At 46.3% G+C, this 20,599-nt stretch carries 16 protein-coding genes; 14 read left to right on the forward strand and 2 right to left on the reverse strand.

Annotation, left to right across the window (positions count from 1 at the left end; genetic code table 11):
* The first annotated feature begins 7 nt into the window (after window positions 1-7).
* Complete coding sequence (locus HGH47_RS01410) at window positions 8-1,834, forward strand: TRAP transporter large permease subunit (RefSeq protein WP_212565080.1); 1,827 nt, start codon at window positions 8-10, stop codon at window positions 1,832-1,834.
* 143 nt (window positions 1,835-1,977) lie between these two features.
* Here HGH47_RS01410 and pcnB read toward each other — a convergent pair whose 3' ends face one another.
* Window positions 1,978-3,147 carry a polynucleotide adenylyltransferase PcnB gene (gene pcnB, locus HGH47_RS01415; RefSeq protein WP_432909832.1) on the reverse strand — a complete coding sequence of 390 codons (1,170 nt, stop codon included), beginning with the start codon at window positions 3,145-3,147 and terminating at the stop codon, window positions 1,978-1,980.
* Window positions 3,148-3,287: 140 nt separating this feature from the next.
* Here pcnB and trxB point away from each other — a divergent pair, with 140 nt between their 5' ends.
* The 7 genes from trxB (at window position 3,288) to HGH47_RS01450 (ending at window position 10,203) form a co-directional block, all read left to right on the forward strand.
* Window positions 3,288-4,241, forward strand: a complete 954-nt coding sequence (gene trxB / locus HGH47_RS01420; protein ID WP_253675332.1) for a thioredoxin-disulfide reductase — start codon at window positions 3,288-3,290, stop codon at window positions 4,239-4,241.
* Between the two features lie 59 nt (window positions 4,242-4,300).
* Window positions 4,301-4,618, forward strand: coding sequence for a thioredoxin TrxA (gene trxA, locus HGH47_RS01425; RefSeq protein ID WP_016524044.1), 318 nt, complete (start codon window positions 4,301-4,303; stop codon window positions 4,616-4,618).
* 119 nt (window positions 4,619-4,737) lie between these two features.
* Window positions 4,738-5,211, forward strand: coding sequence for a glycine/sarcosine/betaine reductase complex selenoprotein A (grdA, locus tag HGH47_RS01430; RefSeq protein WP_162663353.1), 474 nt, complete (start codon window positions 4,738-4,740; stop codon window positions 5,209-5,211).
* 133 nt (window positions 5,212-5,344) lie between these two features.
* Complete coding sequence (locus HGH47_RS01435) at window positions 5,345-7,765, forward strand: chemotaxis protein CheW (RefSeq protein WP_253675330.1); 2,421 nt, start codon at window positions 5,345-5,347, stop codon at window positions 7,763-7,765.
* 17 nt (window positions 7,766-7,782) lie between these two features.
* Window positions 7,783-9,120, forward strand: coding sequence for a CheR family methyltransferase (locus HGH47_RS01440; RefSeq protein WP_253675329.1), 1,338 nt, complete (start codon window positions 7,783-7,785; stop codon window positions 9,118-9,120).
* A gap of 168 nt (window positions 9,121-9,288) precedes the next feature.
* The gene (locus HGH47_RS01445) at window positions 9,289-9,753 is read left to right on the forward strand and encodes a chemotaxis protein CheX (protein WP_432909839.1); all 465 of its coding nucleotides are present in this window, start codon (window positions 9,289-9,291) and stop codon (window positions 9,751-9,753) included.
* A 12-nt stretch (window positions 9,754-9,765) separates the two neighbouring features.
* Window positions 9,766-10,203, forward strand: a complete 438-nt coding sequence (locus HGH47_RS01450; RefSeq protein ID WP_212565075.1) for a response regulator — start codon at window positions 9,766-9,768, stop codon at window positions 10,201-10,203.
* A gap of 139 nt (window positions 10,204-10,342) precedes the next feature.
* Here HGH47_RS01450 and HGH47_RS01455 read toward each other — a convergent pair whose 3' ends face one another.
* Window positions 10,343-11,023, reverse strand: a complete 681-nt coding sequence (locus HGH47_RS01455) for a helix-turn-helix domain-containing protein (RefSeq protein ID WP_212565074.1) — start codon at window positions 11,021-11,023, stop codon at window positions 10,343-10,345.
* Between the two features lie 130 nt (window positions 11,024-11,153).
* Here HGH47_RS01455 and HGH47_RS01460 point away from each other — a divergent pair, with 130 nt between their 5' ends.
* The 6 genes from HGH47_RS01460 to HGH47_RS01485 all read left to right on the forward strand — a co-directional run bounded on the left by HGH47_RS01460 (window position 11,154) and on the right by HGH47_RS01485 (window position 20,440).
* Complete coding sequence (locus HGH47_RS01460; RefSeq protein WP_212565073.1) at window positions 11,154-12,173, forward strand: GerMN domain-containing protein; 1,020 nt, start codon at window positions 11,154-11,156, stop codon at window positions 12,171-12,173.
* Between the two features lie 87 nt (window positions 12,174-12,260).
* On the forward strand, window positions 12,261-13,838 hold the full coding sequence (locus HGH47_RS01465) for a spiro-SPASM protein (protein ID WP_432909844.1): 1,578 nt from the start codon (window positions 12,261-12,263) through the stop codon (window positions 13,836-13,838).
* Window positions 13,810-14,775, forward strand: a complete 966-nt coding sequence (locus HGH47_RS01470) for a hypothetical protein (protein WP_432909847.1) — start codon at window positions 13,810-13,812, stop codon at window positions 14,773-14,775. Before HGH47_RS01465 ends, HGH47_RS01470 begins: the two co-directional genes overlap by 29 nt.
* On the forward strand, window positions 14,772-17,507 hold the full coding sequence (locus tag HGH47_RS01475) for a cytidylyltransferase domain-containing protein (RefSeq protein ID WP_432909850.1): 2,736 nt from the start codon (window positions 14,772-14,774) through the stop codon (window positions 17,505-17,507). Before HGH47_RS01470 ends, HGH47_RS01475 begins: the two co-directional genes overlap by 4 nt.
* A complete protein-coding gene (locus HGH47_RS01480) occupies window positions 17,500-19,428 on the forward strand; it encodes an ATP-grasp domain-containing protein (protein ID WP_432909853.1) in 1,929 nt (642 codons plus the stop codon). The genes HGH47_RS01475 and HGH47_RS01480 overlap by 8 nt, the downstream gene beginning before the upstream one ends.
* Window positions 19,409-20,440, forward strand: a complete 1,032-nt coding sequence (locus tag HGH47_RS01485) for an N-acetylmuramoyl-L-alanine amidase (protein ID WP_432909856.1) — start codon at window positions 19,409-19,411, stop codon at window positions 20,438-20,440. The genes HGH47_RS01480 and HGH47_RS01485 overlap by 20 nt, the downstream gene beginning before the upstream one ends.
* Window positions 20,441-20,599: the final 159 nt, after the last annotated feature.

Genomic DNA, 20,599 nt, shown 5'->3' on the forward strand with positions numbered 1-20,599 from the left:
TAACGATATGAGAAAGCTTGTCAACGTATTTGTACTTTTTTTGATCGGTATATTAGTTATACTGCCGATGGTGTTTTTTTTCATCAGCGACATCGGCGGTGTTCCGATATTGGACGGGGAACGGCTGATCATTCATGCTGTTTTTATTTTTGCGTGTTTTGCAGGAATGATTACCAGCGCAGATCACAAACAGTTGAATATCGAGGTTTTTAACCTTAAATTATCCGATCGGCTGAAAACCGTCGTCAGTCAAGTCAATAACGGTATAACGACAGCTGTCCTTACAGCAATTTTTTTTGCCTGTTTCCCGAATATCTTAGTCGTAATAGACCCTTCCGATCTTTTATGGGGAGTGCCGGTACGGTTTATCTTTGGCGCACTGCCGTTGATGTTTTTTGCCCAGCTCTTTTTATGTTTTAAAAAGCGTGATTCACTTGTATCCTCTTTGGTAGGACTTTTCGGCGGTTTGTTTATCAGCTGCGGTTCGATTGCCGTTATTCTTTATACGTTCTTAGGGAAGGATATTCCCTTTTTTACAGCGTGCGCCTCATTTTGGCAGTCTTTGAGCGCTCCGTTGATGTTGCCGCTCATCTTGATACTGATTGCCGCAGCTCTTTTCGGATTACCGCTTTTTATCGTATTGCTTGGAATTACGCATACGGCATTCAGCCAAGGCGGCGGATATGTCGATGTGATTCCGCTGGAAATGTATCACATTTTAACGGATACGAGCATTGCGGCAATTCCGCTTTTTACCATTGCAGGCTGTTTGCTTGCGGAAGGAAGCGCCGGTAAGCGGTTAATGGAACTTGTCCGCAGCAGTGTCGGTTGGATTAGAGGCGGAGTAGTTATTGCCTCCGTACTCGTGCTTACCTTTTTTACAACCTTTACCGGCGCCTCGGGTGTAACCATTTTAGCGCTCGGACCGCTTATCAGTGTTATTTTAACGGGAAGCAGCTATTCGAAAGATGATTCCGAATCGCTGATTACCGCATCCGGCTCGCTTGGTATCCTTTTCCCGCCCAGTATGGCGATCATTATCTTCGGCGTAACCAATATTATGACCATTGATATCTTTGACGTATTTAAAGGGGCGATCTTTCCGGGGTTCTTGCTTACGCTGTCGATGATTGTTATCGGCGTAATACGGGATCGTTCAAAAACTCGTGTGCCGTTTTCTTGGGCTATACTGAAAACGGCATTCTTCGGCAGTTTTTTTGAGCTGTTACTGCCGATTTTTATTATTGTCCTCTATTTTTCGGGGCTTTTCTCACTCCTTCAAACTGCCGCTTTTACCGTGCTTTATACCTGCGTATTGGAAGTTGTTATCCGCCGTGATTTTTCATGGAAAACGGCTGCTGCGTTTATATTGAAGAGTATTCCGGTTGCAGGCGGAGTTCTTATTATCATCGGTGCGGCAAAGGGATTGGCTTATTATTTAATTGATGCGAATGTACCGGCAATTCTCACGGACATCGTGCAAACGTATATACAGTCAAAATATGTATTTTTGCTGCTGTTGAATGTACTGCTCATTTTTGTCGGCTGTATTATGGATCTCTACTCCGCAATTTTGGTAGTATCGCCGCTTATTATGCCGATTGCCGAATCATTCGGTATTCATCCCATACATACCAGCGTTATTTTCCTTATGAATCTGGCGCTTGGCTTTCTAACGCCGCCGATTGGGATGGATTTGTTTATTGCGAGTTATACATTCAATAAACCGGTTATCAAGATAGTAAAGAATATTCTCCCCTTTCTCGGCATTCAAAGTATTATTTTGTTGCTGGTTACCTATATCCCGTGGCTGACTACCGCTTTGCTTCAATAAACCTGTTCGGAAACTTCTGTTTCTGAACAGATACCTTGAAATGCGATGTTCTAAATCGTGCTATTTGTGCGATTTAGAACTCGTCGACCTATTCGAAAACGCAGTTATCGATAGGTCTAGTAGGAGAAGATATGGGGTTGGAACTATGCTGAGGATGACGAAAAAGTAACCGACTTTTGAGGTATGACCTTTTGCTTTGCGGCGGTATTTTGCCGTGCAGCTCCGCGCGGGCGGCGTTTTGAGGCTTCTTTTGCTTTTGTTGTACCGGTAAGCCGTATGTCCAAGCCCCCTTTTCTGAGGCAGTATTTTACTGCATATTCAAGCTCTGTCCGTTGCGGGTTCATCGGTAGTACAAAATGGCGGCATTCGGCATATACCGTCTTATAAACTGCTCGCGGTTCTTCTTTCCAATCGGTAATCAGCTGTAAAAAATCACGGATGAGGTATACCAATGCCTGTCCTTGCCGCTGAATCTTATGTTCTGCAATTAATCCGTCAAGCTCTTTCATGCTCGCGAAATAGTGCTCGGAAAAATGAGGCGAATCCTCGATAAACGAAAACGCTGAAGGCTGTAAATAGAGAAAAAGTTGGTAATGCAGCAGCAGCTTAAAAATTTCCGCCGCATGACCGCTTATCAAGATTTTGCTTATCTCCTCGGTTAAACGGGATGGTGACGTATATTCAATGAGCGGTGCATCGCGATGAATACGGCAGCGGAGCAGCAGCGGGATTTCAGCGCCGGTGATGGTCGCGTATTTGACAGCGCGGATCATTCGCACCGGATCTTCTGCAAAAATGCGCGAAAGATTGATAATCGGACGCAATCGCTTTTTGCGGATATCCTCCACGCCGCCGACATAATCGACAATAATGTTTTTTATCGGATCATAATAGAGTGCATTTAAAGTGAAGTCGCGGCGCCGCACATCTTCGTCGATGGTGCCGAAAGTGTTGCCGACGGAACCTTCTTCCAACGAACGAAAGGTAGAAACTTCATATATTTTAGGACCGTAAAAGACATGCACCAATCGGAATCGTTTCCCGATGAGTCGAGAATTTTTAAAAATCTTACGGATACGGACCGGTTTCGCCGATGTCGCAATATCGAAGTCTTTCGGTATTTTTCCGATCAGCAAATCCCTGACAGCGCCGCCTACAATGTAAGCCTCATAGCCTGCATTGTGCAACCCGTTGATGATGCGGATTGCCTCGCCGTCCACCTTACGGGGATCGATAGAGTGTTCCGTTGCCGTATATATAAGCGCTTTTGATAGCTTTTTATCCGTACTATTTCGAGTATACCTTACTAACATTACGAACAAATATTTTGCCGTGAATTTTCAATTCTGTCAATCTGACACATTGCACTGATTATTCCGCATTCGAATTAATCAGTGTTTCTCTAGCCAAAAGATATTTTTTGTGGTAAATTACAAAAATTATGGGGGAACCAATGAGCGAAACTTATGATTTGATAATTGTCGGCGGCGGTCCTGCGGGGATGGCTGCCGGAATTTATGCTGCGCGTTCAAAATTAAAAACTGTTATTCTGGAACAAAAACGGAATACGGGTGGGCAGTGCTATATTACCGAAGAAATTGAAAACTATCCCGGCTTTCCGGAGGCAACAGGGCCGTCTCTTAGCGAGGCTTTCCATAAGCATGCCGAAAAGTTCGGTGCCGTGTTTGTGAATACGGGGGCTGAAAAGCTTGAAAAAAGCAGCGATGGCTTTCATTATATCGTGCATGGAACCAACGGTACCGATTATGAAGGTCTCGCTGTTTTAATTGCAACCGGCGCCGGCGCTCGTACCCTTGGGTGTAAAGGCGAAAAAGAATTCAGCGGAAAAGGCGTTTCATACTGTGCTACTTGTGACGGAGCTTTCTTTGAAGAATGCGAAATTGCCGTTGTCGGCGGCGGTGATTCAGCCGTTGAGGAAGCCATGTATTTGACAAAGTTTGCCGATAAAGTAACCATTATTCACCGCCGTGATGAGCTGCGGGCTGCGAAGTCTATTCAGGAAAAAGCCTTTGCCAATCCTAAAATGGCCTTTAAATGGAATGCCGTTGTAGATGAAGTATGCGGCGACGGTCTTGTGTCTCACTTGAAACTTCGGGATACGAAAACCGGAGAAATTTCCGATTTTACAACCGAGGGGCTCTTCATATTTATAGGGCATGACCCCGAGACGGAACTGGTAAAAGATCTGGTAAAACTTGACGAGGCGGGGTATATTATTACAAACGGTCGAATGGAAACCAATGTACCGGGGATTTATGCCGCCGGCGATGTTATCCGAAAAGAGTCCCGTCAAGTTGTTACTGCAGCGGCTGACGGCGCGTTGGCAGGCATTTGGGCAGGTAACTACATCGACGATATAAAAGCGCGTCAGAAGCTTTCAAAGTAGTATAAGGAACCCCCGCTTGTTGCCATGGAGCTTGAGCGGCGGCGTATAGGAGGACTAAAATGGTTGAATTAACAAAAGATTCATTTGAACAAGAAGTACACGGATCGAAAGGTGTTACGTTGGTTGATTTCTGGTCTCAATCTTGTGTACCGTGCAAACAGCTGATGCCTGACGTTCACGCAATGGCAGAGCGCTATACGGGAAAGGTAAAGTTCTGCTCATTCGATATCGGTCTCGGACGCAGAGTTGCAATGAAAGAACAGGTGCTCGGTCTGCCCTCAATTCTTATCTATGTTGACGGCGAAAAAAAGGAGCATCTGACCGGTGAAGGTCTTAACGCCAAACAGATTGAAGATACGCTTCAAAAGTATCTGTAAAGGGTTTAGACCGATTAAATAGTGAAATATCGGGGAGAATATCTCCCTTGATAGAGGGATGTCTCTAAAGATCCGGTGCGGTTTTTAGAGATTTCTATAATTTCCTTGGAGGGTATGCTATGGAATTAAAAGGCAAAAAGGTCATCATTATCGGTGATCGCGACGGCATTCCCGGGGAAGCCATAAAGCTTTGTGCTGAGTCGGCGGGCGCTGAAGTTGTTTATGCGGCAACCGAATGCTTCGTCTGAACAAGCGCAGGCGCAATGGACTTGGAAAACCAAAAGCGGGTTAAAGATTTAGCTGAAAAGTACGGCTGCGAGAACACAGTAGTGCTTCTCGGCGGTGCCGAAGCCGAATCGTCAGGTCTTGCCTGTGAAACCGTTACAAACGGTGATCCTACTTTTGCAGGTCCGTTGGCAGGAGTCTCGTTGGGACTTTTGTGTTATCATGTGGTTGAACCGGAAATCAAAAATCAAATAGATCCTAAGATCTATGAAGAACAAATCAGTATGATGGAGATGGTTCTTGATGTTCCTGCAATTATTGCAGAAGTCAAAGAATATCGTGAGAAATACTGTAAGTTTTTAAAGTAAAAAATAACATGATAAAAGCGTATCGGTTGCGATTCGGTAATCGGTACGCTTTTGCAACCTTTCCTCAATCTTAAATTGAATAAAATTCGTGTGAGATCTTGACTAATCTTGAAAAGCAATTAGAATTATTGATATGAGTGATTATCTGGATATCAATAATGAAGAGTTATTGAAAGACTTTTTTAGTGAAGCAGAGCAGCAAGTAGAGCAGTTGGAGAGTAATATCCTTGTTATCGAACAGGATCCTACCAATAAAGAAGCTATTGATGAAATTTTCCGCGCGGCTCATACTTTGAAAGGTGGTTCTGCGACCGTTGAAATGAGTGAATTATCCGGTTTCACTCATGCCGTAGAAGATTTGCTTGATGCTATCCGGTCGAATCAAGTTACAGTTACAGAAGAAACCATTGATCTATTGTTGCATTCTTTGGATATAATCAAGGATATGCTTGCGGCAAGATCTAATGGTGAGGTATATAGCCAAGATGTGTCTGAAACGGTAACGAAGTTGCGGTCGTATATCCCTGATAAGAAAGATACTAAAAAAGCTGCTGCAAAAGCTTCGCCGTCAAAGCCTGCCGCCTCTAAACCGGCAGCACAGCCGCAAGCAAAAACTGTAGCTTCCGGCGACGAAAATGCCGTCGATCCGGCGTCTTTACTTTCCGAATATGAAATCCTTGAATTACGTGAAGCGGTGCCCGCTGATAGTAAAGTGTACGCTATCCGTGTTCAATTTGATGAAGCAAGTTTAATGAACACCGTCGGCGGTATTCAAGTATTCGCAGCCTTAAAACAATCTGCGATGGTGCTTAAAACCATCCCCGATTTTGATGCGCTCTATGAAGATGAATTCCATCCTGAAGTTCTATACTATGTCGCATCGACGGCAAGTGAAAGCAGTTTGTTATCGATCGCAAATATTCCCGATGTAACGCTTAATGCAGCAATCGATGAGCTCACCTTCAGTGCCGAAGGGAGCGCCTCGAAAACAAAAGCGGCAAAACCGGAAGAACCTGCTCCGGTTGCAGAAGCACAGCCCGCTGCTGATACAGGAGCGAAAGCTGAAACATCTCAGCCGGAAGCATCCGCTCCGGCCACGCAAGGAGATGCAGGACATCCGAAAAAAGCTCCTGCTGCAGCCGCAAATGCCGCTCACTCATCGGGATCGGTACTGCGTGTTGATGCAAAACGTATTGACTACTTGCTGAACTTAGTCAGCGAGACGGTTATTACCAAAGCCTCGCTTAACCAAAGTGCGATGGAATTTAATGAGCTTTATGCGCTTTTCCAAAATGCGAACAGTGAATATAAAGACCGGATTCGTAAACTTTTGGATAAATTTCCGTCTTATCTTGAGAAACTTCAGCAAGGGGCAGATTTAAATACGATTAAGAAAGAACTTGCGGCGGATTATGCCGGAATGTTTGATCTTTTTAGCCAGTTCGAAACATCCATGAAATATTCGGTGACCAAGTTCCGTTCTTCCGCACAAAACTTGGGACGTATTTCAGGTGAGTTGCAGGAAGGGGTTATGAAAATCCGTATGGTTCCCATCAGTCAGATTTTCAGCCGTTTCCCCCGCGTTGTTCGTGATCTTTCCAAAACGTTAAATAAGAATATCCAGCTTGTAATCGAAGGTGAAGATACCGAATTGGATAAATCGGTAGTCGAAGATCTTCTTGACCCCATTATGCACTGTGTGCGTAATTCGATGGATCATGGGATTGAAACCCCTGAAGAGCGGAAAGCACTCGGAAAATCCGAACAAGGGACACTTTTACTTAAAGCGAGCAATGAAGGTAACATGATCGTTATTGAAGTTGTCGATGACGGTAAGGGTATTGATGTTGACGCTGTCAAGGCAAAGGCTGTAGAACGGGGGCTTTTGCATCCGGGTAAAAATCTCACCGATGTTGAAGCGTATCAGCTGATCTTTGCACCGGGCTTTTCAACTTCAAAAACGATTTCCAGTGTATCGGGGCGAGGCGTTGGTTTGGATGTCGTTAAGACACATATTGAAAAACTCAACGGAACCGTTACGGTTGTTTCGGAGAAAAACAGGGGGACCCGTTTTACCATCAAATTGCCGTTGACGCTTGCAATTATCCAAGGGTTGCTGATACGTGTCGGGGAAGAAGTGTACTCTATTCCGATTACTTCCGTTATCGAAAGTCATCGTGTGCGCAGTGAAGAGATTAACCGTATTGACAGCTATGAAGTATTTAATGTGCGTAATGAAGTTATCAGTTTGCTGCGCCTGAATAGGCTGTTCGGTGTTCCTTCAGCGGAAAAAGGCGATGATGGTCATCATTATATCGTTATTGTCGGAACAGCTGAAAAGAAAGTCGGATTGATGGTCGATAGCCTTATCGGTGAAGAAGACGTCGTTATTAAGCCTTTGAAAGATCAGTTTACCAATTCTCCGGGAATTGCCGGCGCTTCAATTTTAGGAGACGGTTCCGTTTCATTGATTATCGATGTTGGGCAATTACTTGATTTGGGCTTAAAACAGGAAATGCATGCCCGTGAACGGCGTGAGGCTTCCATCTGGTAAAAGGGGACTGAATAACTATGGAAAAAACCGAGTTGAATACAGTAGTGAATGAAGAACTGCAAGAAGATTATGCCGGTGAGCACGTTTCTGTTATCGATTTTAAGATGATAACCTTTTCTCTTGCAGAGAAAGATTATGCAATCGATATTATGAAAGTAAAAGAGATCGCAAAAGCGAATAATTTTACTTATGTACCGAATACGGCGCCTTTTGTACTTGGAGTATATAACCTGCGCGGTGATATTATTCCGATTATTGACTTACGTATTTTTTTCAATATTCCGATTAAACAGCGCGCAAAAGATACCATTGAAAGTATGGTTATCATTAATGTAGATGATCAGATTTTCGGTATTGTCGTTGACCGAATCGATAAAGTGGTCGGCGTTTCAAAAAATACTATTCAACCGCCGCATCCTATTTTTGGCGATATCAATATTAAATATATTTACGGTGTTGTAGAGAATTCCGGACAGCTCTACATTTTATTGGATGTCGATCGTATTTTTGCTTCCCGTACCATAACGGAAACAAAAGCGACAGTTGTTGAAGGTGAAGCGCTGACGGTTGACAATTCTGCAAAGACCGGTGTAGCTGATGTTACGCAGTCAAATGATGCGCTTGATATCCGTTTTATCGGTGATACACTTGCTGCTCTCGGTCAGTTCTATCCTTCCGCTGTCAATGCTGCATGGCTGGAAAAGCGATACTATGAATGGCGGGATATGCGCGTCGCTTCGAGCATTCAAATACAATCCGAAGATCAAGCGCGGGAGTTTTTGAGCAATTTCCTTTCACCCGATACGCACCGGTTTTGGTCCGACTCATATATGAATACGGTGTTGGCTGCCTTGCCCGATAATGATGCGAGAATTATTACCGTTTGGAATGTCGGCTGCGATGCGGGATATGAAACATACAGTCTCGCAGTGCTGTTGAAGCAAAAATATCCTCGTGCCGCAATCAGGATTTACGCCAATGATGCCGATTTATTAGCTATTTCCAATGCGCCGATGCTGACCGTTCCTGAAGATCAGGTGATCAATAGATTTAAACCGTATTTGGTCAAAGGAGTGAATGATTCATATAGCTTCAATCAAGAAATAAAAGATATGATTTTGTTTGAATACCATGATTGTGTGCATCAAAATACGGTTCCGGATGTTGATATTATCCTTGCTCGTGATGTATTATCATTTATGAAAGCAGAAAAGCAAAGTATCTTATTGGAAGAATTTAGGGATAAACTAAAAACAACCGGTATCGTTATCTTAGGTGCGAATGAAATGATGCCTAAACAGAGCGGATGGATGCGGCAAGTAATGGGGGATATAACTACTTTCTCACGAGAGTAGCTTGTAGCGGATAACTGAAAATCGACAAAGGTTTTTAGTTATTGATAAACAGAGGGCTGGCAGCCGTTTTATAACGGCTGTCATGCACAGTTTGTATAAAACTGAAAACGGACCTCGTACCGTAACGGATGTTATTGTTCGTTTAATTTTTTTCGGAAGGAGATTTTGATGCGTGTAGAGTATATCAATCCGTTTAGCGAAGCTGCCTATAATATCTTAGTGCAAGTGCTCGGCGGTGAAGTTAAACGCGGTGACTTGTATTTGAAATCTACTTGTATGCCTGTAATGGGTGTTGCGGCAATTGTAGGTTTGGCCGGTGATGTTGAAGGTCGTGTTATTTTTGATATGACGCTGGAAACAGCATTAAAGATTGCATCGACGATGAATCAGGAAGAGTTCACCGAATTTGATGAATTGGGGCGTGCAACGATTACGGAACTTGCAAACCTCATTACCGCACAGGCAGTAACGAAGCTGCATGATCTTGGGTTTAAATTCGATTTAACCCCGCCAGCTCTTTTCACCGGCGATAATATGTCAATATCCAGCAGTGATATTGAAGCATTGATCGTACCGATGGAAACGGCGCAGGGTAAAGTTGAAATAAACGTTGCTATTCGCGACAGAGCATAAGAGGAGTAGGCTATGATTTCTAAACAAGATTTTCCGTCTATTAACGAACGTGCCCCGGGCGGTGTAAGAGCTGATGGTTCAGCTTATAAAGTTCTGGTGGTGGATGATTCTATTTTCGTTTCTAAACAAATCGGTCAGATTTTAACTAGCGAAGGCTATGAGGTTGTTGCAACTGCTGTTGACGGATTTGAAGGAGTCGAAAAATACAAAGAGTTGTGTCCGAATGTCGACCTTGTTACAATGGATATCACGATGCCCAAAATGGACGGTATTACGGCTCTTGAGCAGATAATGGCGTTTGATAAAAATGCAAAAGTCGTTATGATTAGCGCTCTTGGAAAAGAAGAGTTGGTAAAGAAATCCCTACTGCTTGGAGCAAAGAACTATATCGTAAAACCGCTCGATCGCAAAAAGGTTCTTGAGCGTATTGCTGCTGTTTTAGCAAAATAATAGAAGACATGTACCTTACCACAGAAGATATGTTTTCTGTGGTAAGATATTGTTTTTATAGCTGCTTACGATAGCGGATCGAAAATTACATCGAAGGTAAGCCTCTAAAACTTCAGTTTTTAGAGGTTCTCAACTGTTGTTATTTATGAATGCGGAGCAGTTGATATGTGTGATCTTTGTATGAGATGATATATTCATCTCCGAGTAAGCGGTTTAATTTATTTCTAAGCCGATAAATATGTGCCTGCGCATAGTTGTGGGTATTTTTAGCTGTTTGTGCGTTTAATACTTGAATAATTTCTTCTACACTCATTCCATCTTTCTTTTCTAATAGTCTTGTAATCAGTTGTTTTTGTTTTCCCGAGAAATGTTCCATGATTCGATTGACACTACTTGCATTGGCAGAATAGGCATTGATGGCTTGAGGTTCTGTCTGCGATACAAATTTTTCTTTTTGTTTTTTATACTTGCGAAGTTTCTTTTTAACTTTTTTAATCAATTCTTTATCTTTTTCGGTTGTAAATGGAAAGTAGTAATATTCCGATAGGTAATGAACGGTAAAATCAAAGGTTGTTTCCGTTTCAGTATAGTCAATAACGGTAAAAGTTAAGCCGAGTCGGTCGAGCAATTCTTCAATGTCGATATTGTAGTGCTGTATTCTGCTATGTTCGATGAGCAAAACTTTGAGTGACGGACTTTTGAACTTGGAAAGCAAATCCTTTAAGCAATAAGCAGCCGTAACTTGTATGTTGGCATCTTCGAGATACCGGTGGAGACTTTTATTTCTTTGCAGGTTTTGATCATATAAAAGCACTCTCATATTTTTATTTTCGGTTGAATACCCGTTATGCTCAATCGTTTATCGGAAAATTGTCAAAACTTTATCTCTTGCTTTTACCTTGCTTTTACCTACTTGCATACGGTCTATAAAGTATCGTATGATATACCGTATGGCAAAACGTAAAAAAAGAAAAATATCGTTCGGCTGTCTTTTTTGGATTGTATTTATTTTATTGATTGCCGTGCTTTTTTTCTTGAATAAAGACACGATTTCTTTTGTTTTAGAGAAAACGAATGCAAAGAGTATATTCTTAAAAGACAAAACTGAACAACTGCAAGAAGCTCCACAGGCACTGCCCGAAATTCAATCTAAAGAAGATAGTGTGGATGGCGTGTCGGTAACGGGTGACGGCAGTAAAGAGCCTGAGCCGAATGTAAAGACCGAACCGGCTAAACCGCAGCAAAGTGCCGAGCAGCAATCTGTTGATAAGCGGCCTGCTGTACCGGCAAAGTCCGCAGCTTCCAATACGCGCACTAATGAGCAAATAAAGAAACCTCAGTCTGAAAATAATAGCAGGGTTAATCCGCAACAAAGAGACGGGCAAACAGCTGCACCGAGTCCGACAACGTCAAAACCGGCTGATGAACGGACTTCGCAGCGCAATACTGCTGCAACTGCGCAACAGCCGCAACCCGCTCCTTCATCAGCACAGAAACCTCAGGCAGCTACGTCGGCAAAACCGGATACCGCTAAAAGTCAACCGGCAGCGGTACGAAAAGCGGTTATCTATTGGGTACGGGTAGATGCGGACGGGAAACTCATTCCCAAAAGTGCGACCCGTTTACTGCCTAAATCAGATGCACCGATGAGTGATGCGCTCGAAGCTCTTTTTGCCGCTCCTACCGTGGCTGAGTTAAAACAAGGAGTACGGACGCTTATTCCGCCCGACACCAAGCTCCGTTCCGCATGGGTAAAGGACGGTGTCGCCTTTATCAATGTGAGCGAGGAATTTCAGTTTAACCAATATGGTATTGATGGCGCCTTAGCGCAGCTTTTGCAGGTAGTATTCACGGCAACGGAGTTTTCGACTGTGAAATCGGTGCAGTTCCTTATCGAAGGGCAAAAAAAGGAATATCTTGGCGCAGAGGGCGTGTGGATCGGCTCGCCGCTTTCGCGTGCTTCTTTCTAACTTGAATCCCGTGCATCTTTTAAAAACCGGAGCTTTGAGGATGCCCTGCGGTTTACCGAAGATGCTTTTATGCCGATATTGGAGAGTATGAAATCTTTTGTTGTGCTGGCTGCAAACGGTATTTCCGATTATGCTTTGCGGCCGCTTACCCAAGGCGGAGGTGCCGCCCTTGCTTCCGCACTGGAGCGTACAAGCCGTTTCCCCGATTACGCGGGTACTATTATAACCGCAGCAGCAGCGCAATGCGCTGCAATTCAAAAGTACTGCGATGATGTTCAGCCTTCCGCCCTACCGCCGGTGCAGGTTGTTCCGGTTGCAGAGAATACCGCTGCCGCCTTTTTTAAGGCGCTTACGCCTTTTGCAGCGGAAGCAGATCATATCTTTATTGCGTGGGCGGACGCTCCGTTTTTAGACAATGCGGGGGCGGCACAGCTTTATGGTCAGCATTGTACCTATAAGGCGGAATACAGCTTTGCCGATGGGTATCCTGAGGGGCTGCTTCCGCAAATCGTTGCAGCGGGGCTTGTCCCCATATTAGCGGCGCTTCCTTTTGCAGCGGAGGTACCGCTCAGCCGTTCTTTTCTGTTTGATACTATTAAAAAAGACATAAACTCTTACGACTTGGAAACGATGATTGCGCCTGATGATGTGCGGTACCTCAGGCTCGCTTTTTATACCGATACCAAGGCTTCATGGCTCTTGTGTCGGCAGTTTACCGGCATCACAGCGGAAAATTATGCCGCATATATCGCCGAGCGGCAAGAGTTCCTGCGGCCGCTGCCTGCCTATTACGGTATGGAGATAGTCGCTTATCATCCTTTACATTCTATTTATCGTCCGAATCTGTTCCCTAAAAACTTTGATGATTCTTGCTATATGGATTTTGAAGCCGCCGCTCAGCTCATCGATGCGGTTGCCTCATTTTCCGAAAGCGCAGTAATTTCGCTGTCGCTCTACGGGGAGCCGCTCCTGTATCCTCGTTTTGCAACACTTGTAGCGCTGATACTGAATCATCAAAACCTTTCGATATTGATAGAAACGAGCGGCATTGCGGACAAAACGGCATATAATTTTGAATATTTTGAGCAACTCGCTCAACTTTGCAGGGATGTGCCGCCGAGGGATGGCGGGCGCTTGCCGATTTACTGGATTATCGATATCGATGCGGCGGGGTCAAAAACATACGGTGCAGTTCATCAGCTTTCCGATGAGGATGCCGAACGTTATTTGAAGCAGGCCGTAACTTTTGCGGATCAATTAGCAAAAGTTTTTCCCAAAGCGGTGTGGGTGCAGATGACGCGTATGAATGAAAATGAAGCGGAATTGGAGTCCTTTTACCGGTTATGGGAAAAACGGGAAGCAAAGCCGCTTATCCAAAAATACGATCACCTCTGCGGGACTCTTCCCGACCGCCGCCCTGCCGACATTTCTCCGTTAAAGCGGCATCCCTGTTGGCACCTCAAGCGGGATATGTCTATTTGCACGGATGGAACCGTTCCGCTCTGTAAAGAAGATGTCAATCGGTCGGTTGTCCTCGGCAATGCCTTTACGATGCCGCTCGAAACGATTTGGGAAAACGGACAGGTGTTTTACCGTGAGCAGATACAATCCTGCTATAAGGGGGTGTGTGAACATTGTGACGAATATTATACCTACAACTTTTAACGAGCGGAAAGTTTCACATACTATTATCGGCGGTATACAGTATCGGGGGCAGAACAAGTCGGAAGATTTCTGCGTTATTGTGCTTAACCGTGGTAGAAAATATTATCGGCAGCTCTTTTTTGAGCAACTGTTAGCTGAAGGATTTACATCCGTTATTTCGATAGAGTCAAGCCCCGATGCCGGCGATATGGAAACCTTAACCGCGAAATTTCCGCACGTACGATTTTTATTCCCGCAAGAAAAACTCACTGTCGGGGAGATGATCAATATCGGTTTTGCAGAAACAGTTGCCCCGTATATTATGGTGATATGGAATGATACGCACATTCCGCCGGGGAGTTTTACCGAACGGGTACTTGAAAAGATTAAACAAGAACATTTGTTTTGCGCGGCGCCCGTGCTGGCGAATGTGCGGGGAGAAGCGGTTCCCAATCAGATGGTTCCCAGTCTGAGCGGGAACCGATTTTCGACCGAACAATTCCCCTGCATCAAAAATAAGACAGCCACTATCTATCCCTATGATTTTATGGGAATTTATAGTAGAAATAAGTGTATGCAGCTCGGCGGTTTTGATTATACCATTCAGAATCCTTATTGGCAAAATCTTGATCTCGGCTTTCGCGCTCACCTCTGGGGGGAGTCGATCCGGATATTTACTTCGTTCAGGATTCACTATGAAGGAGAACCGGCGCCTGAAAATATTTCTACCGATGCCTCGTACCGGCAGTTTTATCTCAAGAATCTTGCGCCGGAGCTGACGGGCGGCACGGCGGCTATTCCTTTTAAGTTATTCTGGAGCTATCTGCATAACTCCGGTTTAAACCCGCTGCATGCATGGCAGCATTTTTCTGCCGTACGGCGGTGGACTGAACTGAATAAAAACCGGTTTACAACCACCGCCCGTGCATTAATAGAGCATTGGGAGCCTTTTATATGAGCGTTTATTCAGGCGTTGCCGTTGTCGTACAAGCACGCCTTAATTCTTCACGGCTGCCGCGCAAGGCGCTTTTGAACCTTTGCGGTAAGCCGCTGCTTGGCTATACGCTTGCAGCAATGCGAGAGATTCCTGCGGAGCGGTACATCCTTGCCTGCGATCACGCTTCGGCTGCCGAGTTTACCTCGCTTGCAGAGCAATTTCATTATACCCTCATCAGCGGTTCGGAATCCGATGTACTCGGCCGTTTTTGTTCGGTCGTAAAGCAGTTTGAAACTTCGCTTCGTCCCATTACGACGGTTATCCGTGCAACGGGTGATAATCCTTTTTTATTTACCGAAGCCGCCGAAGCCTCCGTTAAGCGTTTTGTGGAACTGGGAGAGCCTGATTACTTTACCTATACCGGTCTTCCGCACGGCAGCGGTGTCGAAATTTTAAAGGCAAAGAGCTTGCTTACTGCAGAGCGGCTCACCGATGATGCGTATGATCATGAACACGTCGGTCCCGCCCTCTATCGGCATACCGATACTTTTATCTGTGTAAAGGAAACCGCCCCGCTGCAATGGTATGCACCGCATCTGCGGACAACGGTAGATACGCAAGAGGATTTTGACCGCGCGGAATTGATGATGCAGTATCTGCAGCGAGAAAAGACCGCAATGCCTCCGTCTTCTTCCGCAGTGATGAAGGCGTGCCGTTACGCCGGCCGAATTGCCGTTTTCGTTCCGTCGGTACGGGAAGGGCAGGGGACGGGGCATCTCCGCCGTGCCTGCACGTTGATGCAAGAACTCTCCCCTCAGCTGCGCTCCGTGTTGTATCTCAGCGATTCATTTCAGCCTCCGTTTGTGCAGGATATCATTAAGAAGGCGGGGTGTATTGAAACCGTCAATGAAATTCCCGAACAAGCGTGTGTGTTTATCCTCGATAATTTTAGAACGCAGGCGGAAGAAGTGCGCCAGCTTAAAAAAATTGCGCCGGTCGTTGCCTTGGATGAAGGCGGGGAGGGGAGAGCATATGCCGACTATCTGATCGATATTCTTCCTACATTGCCGTATTCCATTGACTTGACTGACGTATCGGCGCCGAAGTCTTTGCCGGATGCGCCGAAGACTTCAAATTCCTCGCATACTGTATCGAACCGTACTGTCGATCGCTCCGAACATACGATAGATCATGCTGCACGTGCTCCTGATCACTCCGCAGCGGGCGAAGCGCTTCGCTCAAATATTACCGAAGTGAGCTTTATTGCACTGCCGCAAAAGCGGAAGCGGGACGGCGCTTTAAAAAAATACGAAAAGAACGGGAAATATTTTTTCCCCATTGAAAATGCAAAGCTCTTGATTGTCTGCGGCGGAGAAGATGCTGCTCACATGGGGCTTCCGCTTGCTTATATGTTCGCCGAACTCGGCGCTGAAGTTTCCGTCGTTGAGCCTAATGAAAAAAAATATTCCCAGAAGAAGGTGAATCTCTATGTGTATCCCTATTTGGAAAACTTGAGGAACAGGCTCTGCGAATGGGACATCATTGTAACGCACTATGGCTTTACCGCCTTTGAAGCGCTCGCTGCAGGCTGTGCCGTTATCCTTGTTTCTCCGACTGACTATCATTATCGACTGGGACTCAATGCGGGATTCTCAACGATGCCCGCCGGCATACCGGTCGTTCAGGATATTAAAGCGTTGTTCAAGGCAGGTATCGGTATTCCATCGATTGTTACACCTCAGTCAAAAGAGAAAAGTCTCGCCGATTTTATCTTGAAGCTTTCTATGGCAACCGCGCACCGCTGCCCGCTTTGCGATGAGCAGGCTTTGCTTCCTCCAGAAGGCAGGGCAGAGAATAAAACGGTTTCGCACTGTCCTGTTTGCGGGATGTACTATCCGTCGTTTATTGCTGCAGAAAAAAAAGAGTACGGCGAACAGTATTTTTTTGAAGAATATCAAGCTCAGTACGGTAAGACCTATCTGGAAGACTTTGAATCGATTAAACGGCAGGGCTTACGGCGGATGTCGATCATTAATGCAATCTATGCGAAGGTCTTTAATGGCGGCAAGGAAGAATCGCTTTTTGAAGGCCTACATCACGGGACGAAACGGATTCTCGATGTGGGCTGCGCTTATGGCCCTTTCCTTGCGGCTGCAAAGGAGTCCGGTTGGAATCCCGTCGGTACCGATATTTCGGCGGAGGCTGTGCACTATGTTTGTAAGACGCTCCAGCTTCCTGCTTGTCAGGCGCCTTTTCCGGTACTTCCGGCACGGTTTCCTTTTACGGTTGAAAAAACATTTACCGAACAGCATAACCAGTCGCTCAGTATTCCGCTTGAATCAGGCGGTTTTTCTGCCGTTACAATGTGGTTTGTTATCGAACATTTTCAAGATTTGAATTCGGTGCTGCAAAAGGTTGCCGATCTTTTGGTCGGAGGCGGCATTTTTGCTTTTTCCACGCCTGCGCTGTCGGGTGTTACCGGCCGGTGGAATCGCCGCCTCTTTTTTGCGCAAAGTCCGACCGACCACTATACCATCTGGGATAGGCGGCAGGCAAAAAAACAGCTGGAGCGATACGGTTTTACCGTAAAAAAGATTGTGTCTATCGGGCACCATCCGGAGCGGTTCCCCCATGCGGCCAAGATAAAAAAAGGCGGATTCCGCTGGAATATATTGATGCTGGTGAGTAAGCTCTTTAAACTTGGCGACAGCATGGAGATTTATGCGGTAAAGCAGGGAGCGATAGATGACTAAGAAACGGGTGTTTATGCTCGGTGCGGGCTTTATGCAGGGCGTTGCGATACGCGCTGCCCGCGCGGCCGGCTGCACTGTCGTTGCAGCCGACGGAAATCCGTCCGCGGTGTGCGCAACGGAAGCTGATGAGTTCGTATGTATCGACTTAAAAGATACCGCGCGCCTTATCGACTATGCGCGGTATTTACAGCAGAACGGCGGACTTGATGCGGTGTTTACCGCCGCGACGGATTTCTCAGCCGCAGTTGCCGCTATCGCGGCTGCCTGCGGCTTGCGCGGGCACACGCTCGAAGCAGCGCTCAATGCGACGGACAAGGTACGAATGCGCGAATGCTTCCGTAAAGCCGGCGTACTGTCTCCCGCTTTTATTGAGCTGACCGCCGCCGATCTCGCGGCTGGGAAAACTGCTTCAAGTGTTGCAGCTCCGGCTGCCGCAGCGGAAAACTCCCGATACAGTGTTGCGGGTTCAGCTCCGGCAAATACGCTTGAGCAGCGGCTCGGCGAACTTGCCGGACGTTTCCCGCTGGTGGTAAAGCCCGTCGATAATATGGGCGCCCGCGGATGCTCGCTCGTCAAAGATATGTCCGGCTTACAGAAAGCTGCGGAGACTGCATTGCGGTATTCACGGAGCGGGCGCGTCATCGTTGAAGAATACATAGAGGGAAGCGAATTTTCGATTGAAGGGCTGGTCTTCGACGGGCGGCTGTACGTAACGGCGCTTGCCGACCGGCATATCTTTTTTCCTCCGTATTTTATCGAAATGGGGCATACGATTCCGTCGGATTGCCCGCAAGACATTGCCGATGAGGTTATGGCGGTGTTTGAACGCGGCGTTCATGCGCTCGGCTTAACCGACGGAGCAGTGAAGGGCGACATTCTGGTGCGTGGCGGTAAGGCCTTTGTCGGAGAGATCGCCGCCCGCCTTTCCGGCGGTTACATGTCCGGCTGGACGGTTCCTTACAGCTGCGGTTTGGATATTACGGCGGCAGCGTTGACCCTTGCACTCGGCGGCTCGCCTCGACTGCACACCTGCGGGAAGGATTCTTTCATTATCCCGCTCAAGCAAAACTGTCCGTTTGTGTCTGCGGAGCGGGCATGGATTTCCATTCCCGGGCAGGTTGCAGCCGTCGACGGCTTGGAAGCCGCACGCGCAGCGCCCTTCATCAAAGATGTGTTTCCCCGAGCGGGTGCGGGCGATACGGTGGTGTTCCCGCAGAACAATGTGGAAAAATGCGGCAATGTACTGAGCGCTGCGCCGAGCCGTCGCGAAGCAGTGCTGGCAAGCGAGACAGCCTGCCGTAAAATTGTACTGCGGCTTACTCCTCATGTTGCGGAAACCGATGCTTTCTTGGCGGAGCTGCATTCCCCTGCAGAACAGCAAATATTTCCGCCGAATTTTCTGCAATTTACGGAGCCGCTTGCTAGTGCCGCGGCAGAGGTAGCTGCGGATGCGCTTACTGCGGCTTCTGCTGTGGCAAGAATAAGCGTAGATGTGCTTACCGCGGATCCCGCTGCGGATAGAAAACTTCAACGTGTCGCAGATTGTTCTGTAGATTCGAGTGTTTTTTTCGACCGGTTACTCGCGGATTCCGTTTACCAAGAAAAAGAAGGCTTTGTACTGCCGGACTTTTTAGTTGCAGCGTTAGGTACTGCTCGCGATCTGCAAGGCAGGTCGCTCCGTGAACTGCTGTGTCAAGCGCTTGCAGAAGAGCCGGGGCTTGCTTCAATATTGTGCGCTTCCGAATCGGCGGAAAATTCTGCGGTGAGTGTTGTGTCTCCGGCGGAAGCCGATGGCTCCGCTCCGGCGTCTGGTTGTATTTCGATTTCATCGGCTATGCAGCGGAAGAACGGATATTGGAAAGCGCTTATCCGTGGCGGACTACAAGGATTACTCTATTGGTATGACTGCGAAAAGGCATAACAGCGCACTTTTTATTGCCGGTGTTTTCCTCTTATTGAGTATTGCTCCTGCTTTCGCTGCGGAGAAAACCGTATCGGCTCTTGATGTGGCAAAAACGCTCGGCGCCGACCTCACATGGGATCCGCTTTCGCAGGAAATCACGTTCACGGTCGGTGATCATACGGCGCAGTGCCGGATTGGTACGCCGCTGATGTTTTTAGATTACCGTGAAACGGTAATCGTTCAAGCTCCTCAAATGGAATCAAATGCTCAACCGCAGCTCCCCGCAGCGCTCTTTACGCAGTTGGAGACTTTTTTTAAGCAGTTTGATACCGGCTCGTTTTTCCGTGTCGGCGCCATCCTCATCGATCCCGGTCACGGCGGAAAAGATCCCGGTACGACCGGTTCTTATGTCGAAAACGGTAAAACTATCCCCGTCTACGAGAAGAAGATCGCGTTAACGGTTTCGCTTTCGTTATATGAAATGCTGCGTAAAACCTATCCCGATAAAAAAATCCTTCTTACCCGTTCGGGCGATACCTATCCTACATTGCCGGAGCGGATTGAGATGGCCAATAATGTTCCACTGAAAAAAAATGAAGCTATCCTATATATTTCAATTCATGCAAATGCGTCTCCGTTTAATAATAAACCGTACGGTTTTGAGGTTTGGTATCTGCCTCCCGACTATCGGCGTGATTTAATCGATAAAAATACTACGTCAAAAGAAATCGCCCATATTTTAAACTCCATGCTTGAAGAAGAATTTTCTACGGAAAGTATTTTAATTGCAAAGAATATTTCGGACGGACTGGAAGCTCAGATCGGGAAGGAGAGTAAAAACCGCGGTTTAAAAGAAAAGGAATGGTTTGTCGTGCGGAATGCGAAGATGCCGAGCGTACTCATCGAGCTGGGCTTCGTAACCAACCCCGAAGAAGCAAAACGCCTGAATACCCCGTCCTACTTGCAAAAATGCGCGCAAGGAATATATAATGGTCTCACTGCATTTATCTCTCGATTTGAGGGACAATAGGTAAAACTAGGCAAACGCATTCAAATATTTGAAGCGGTTGCCTTCCTTTTGCACGAAATTTTTTCGAAAATTTCGTGCGGTTTATTGTTAAAAGCAGGGTAATCGCATCAGACAACATAGATAAGAATCGCAGAAAAATGAGGTTGGGCAACCATTTGA

The organism is Treponema sp. OMZ 805 (genome assembly GCF_050937395.1).
Lineage (GTDB): Bacteria > Spirochaetota > Spirochaetia > Treponematales > Treponemataceae > Treponema.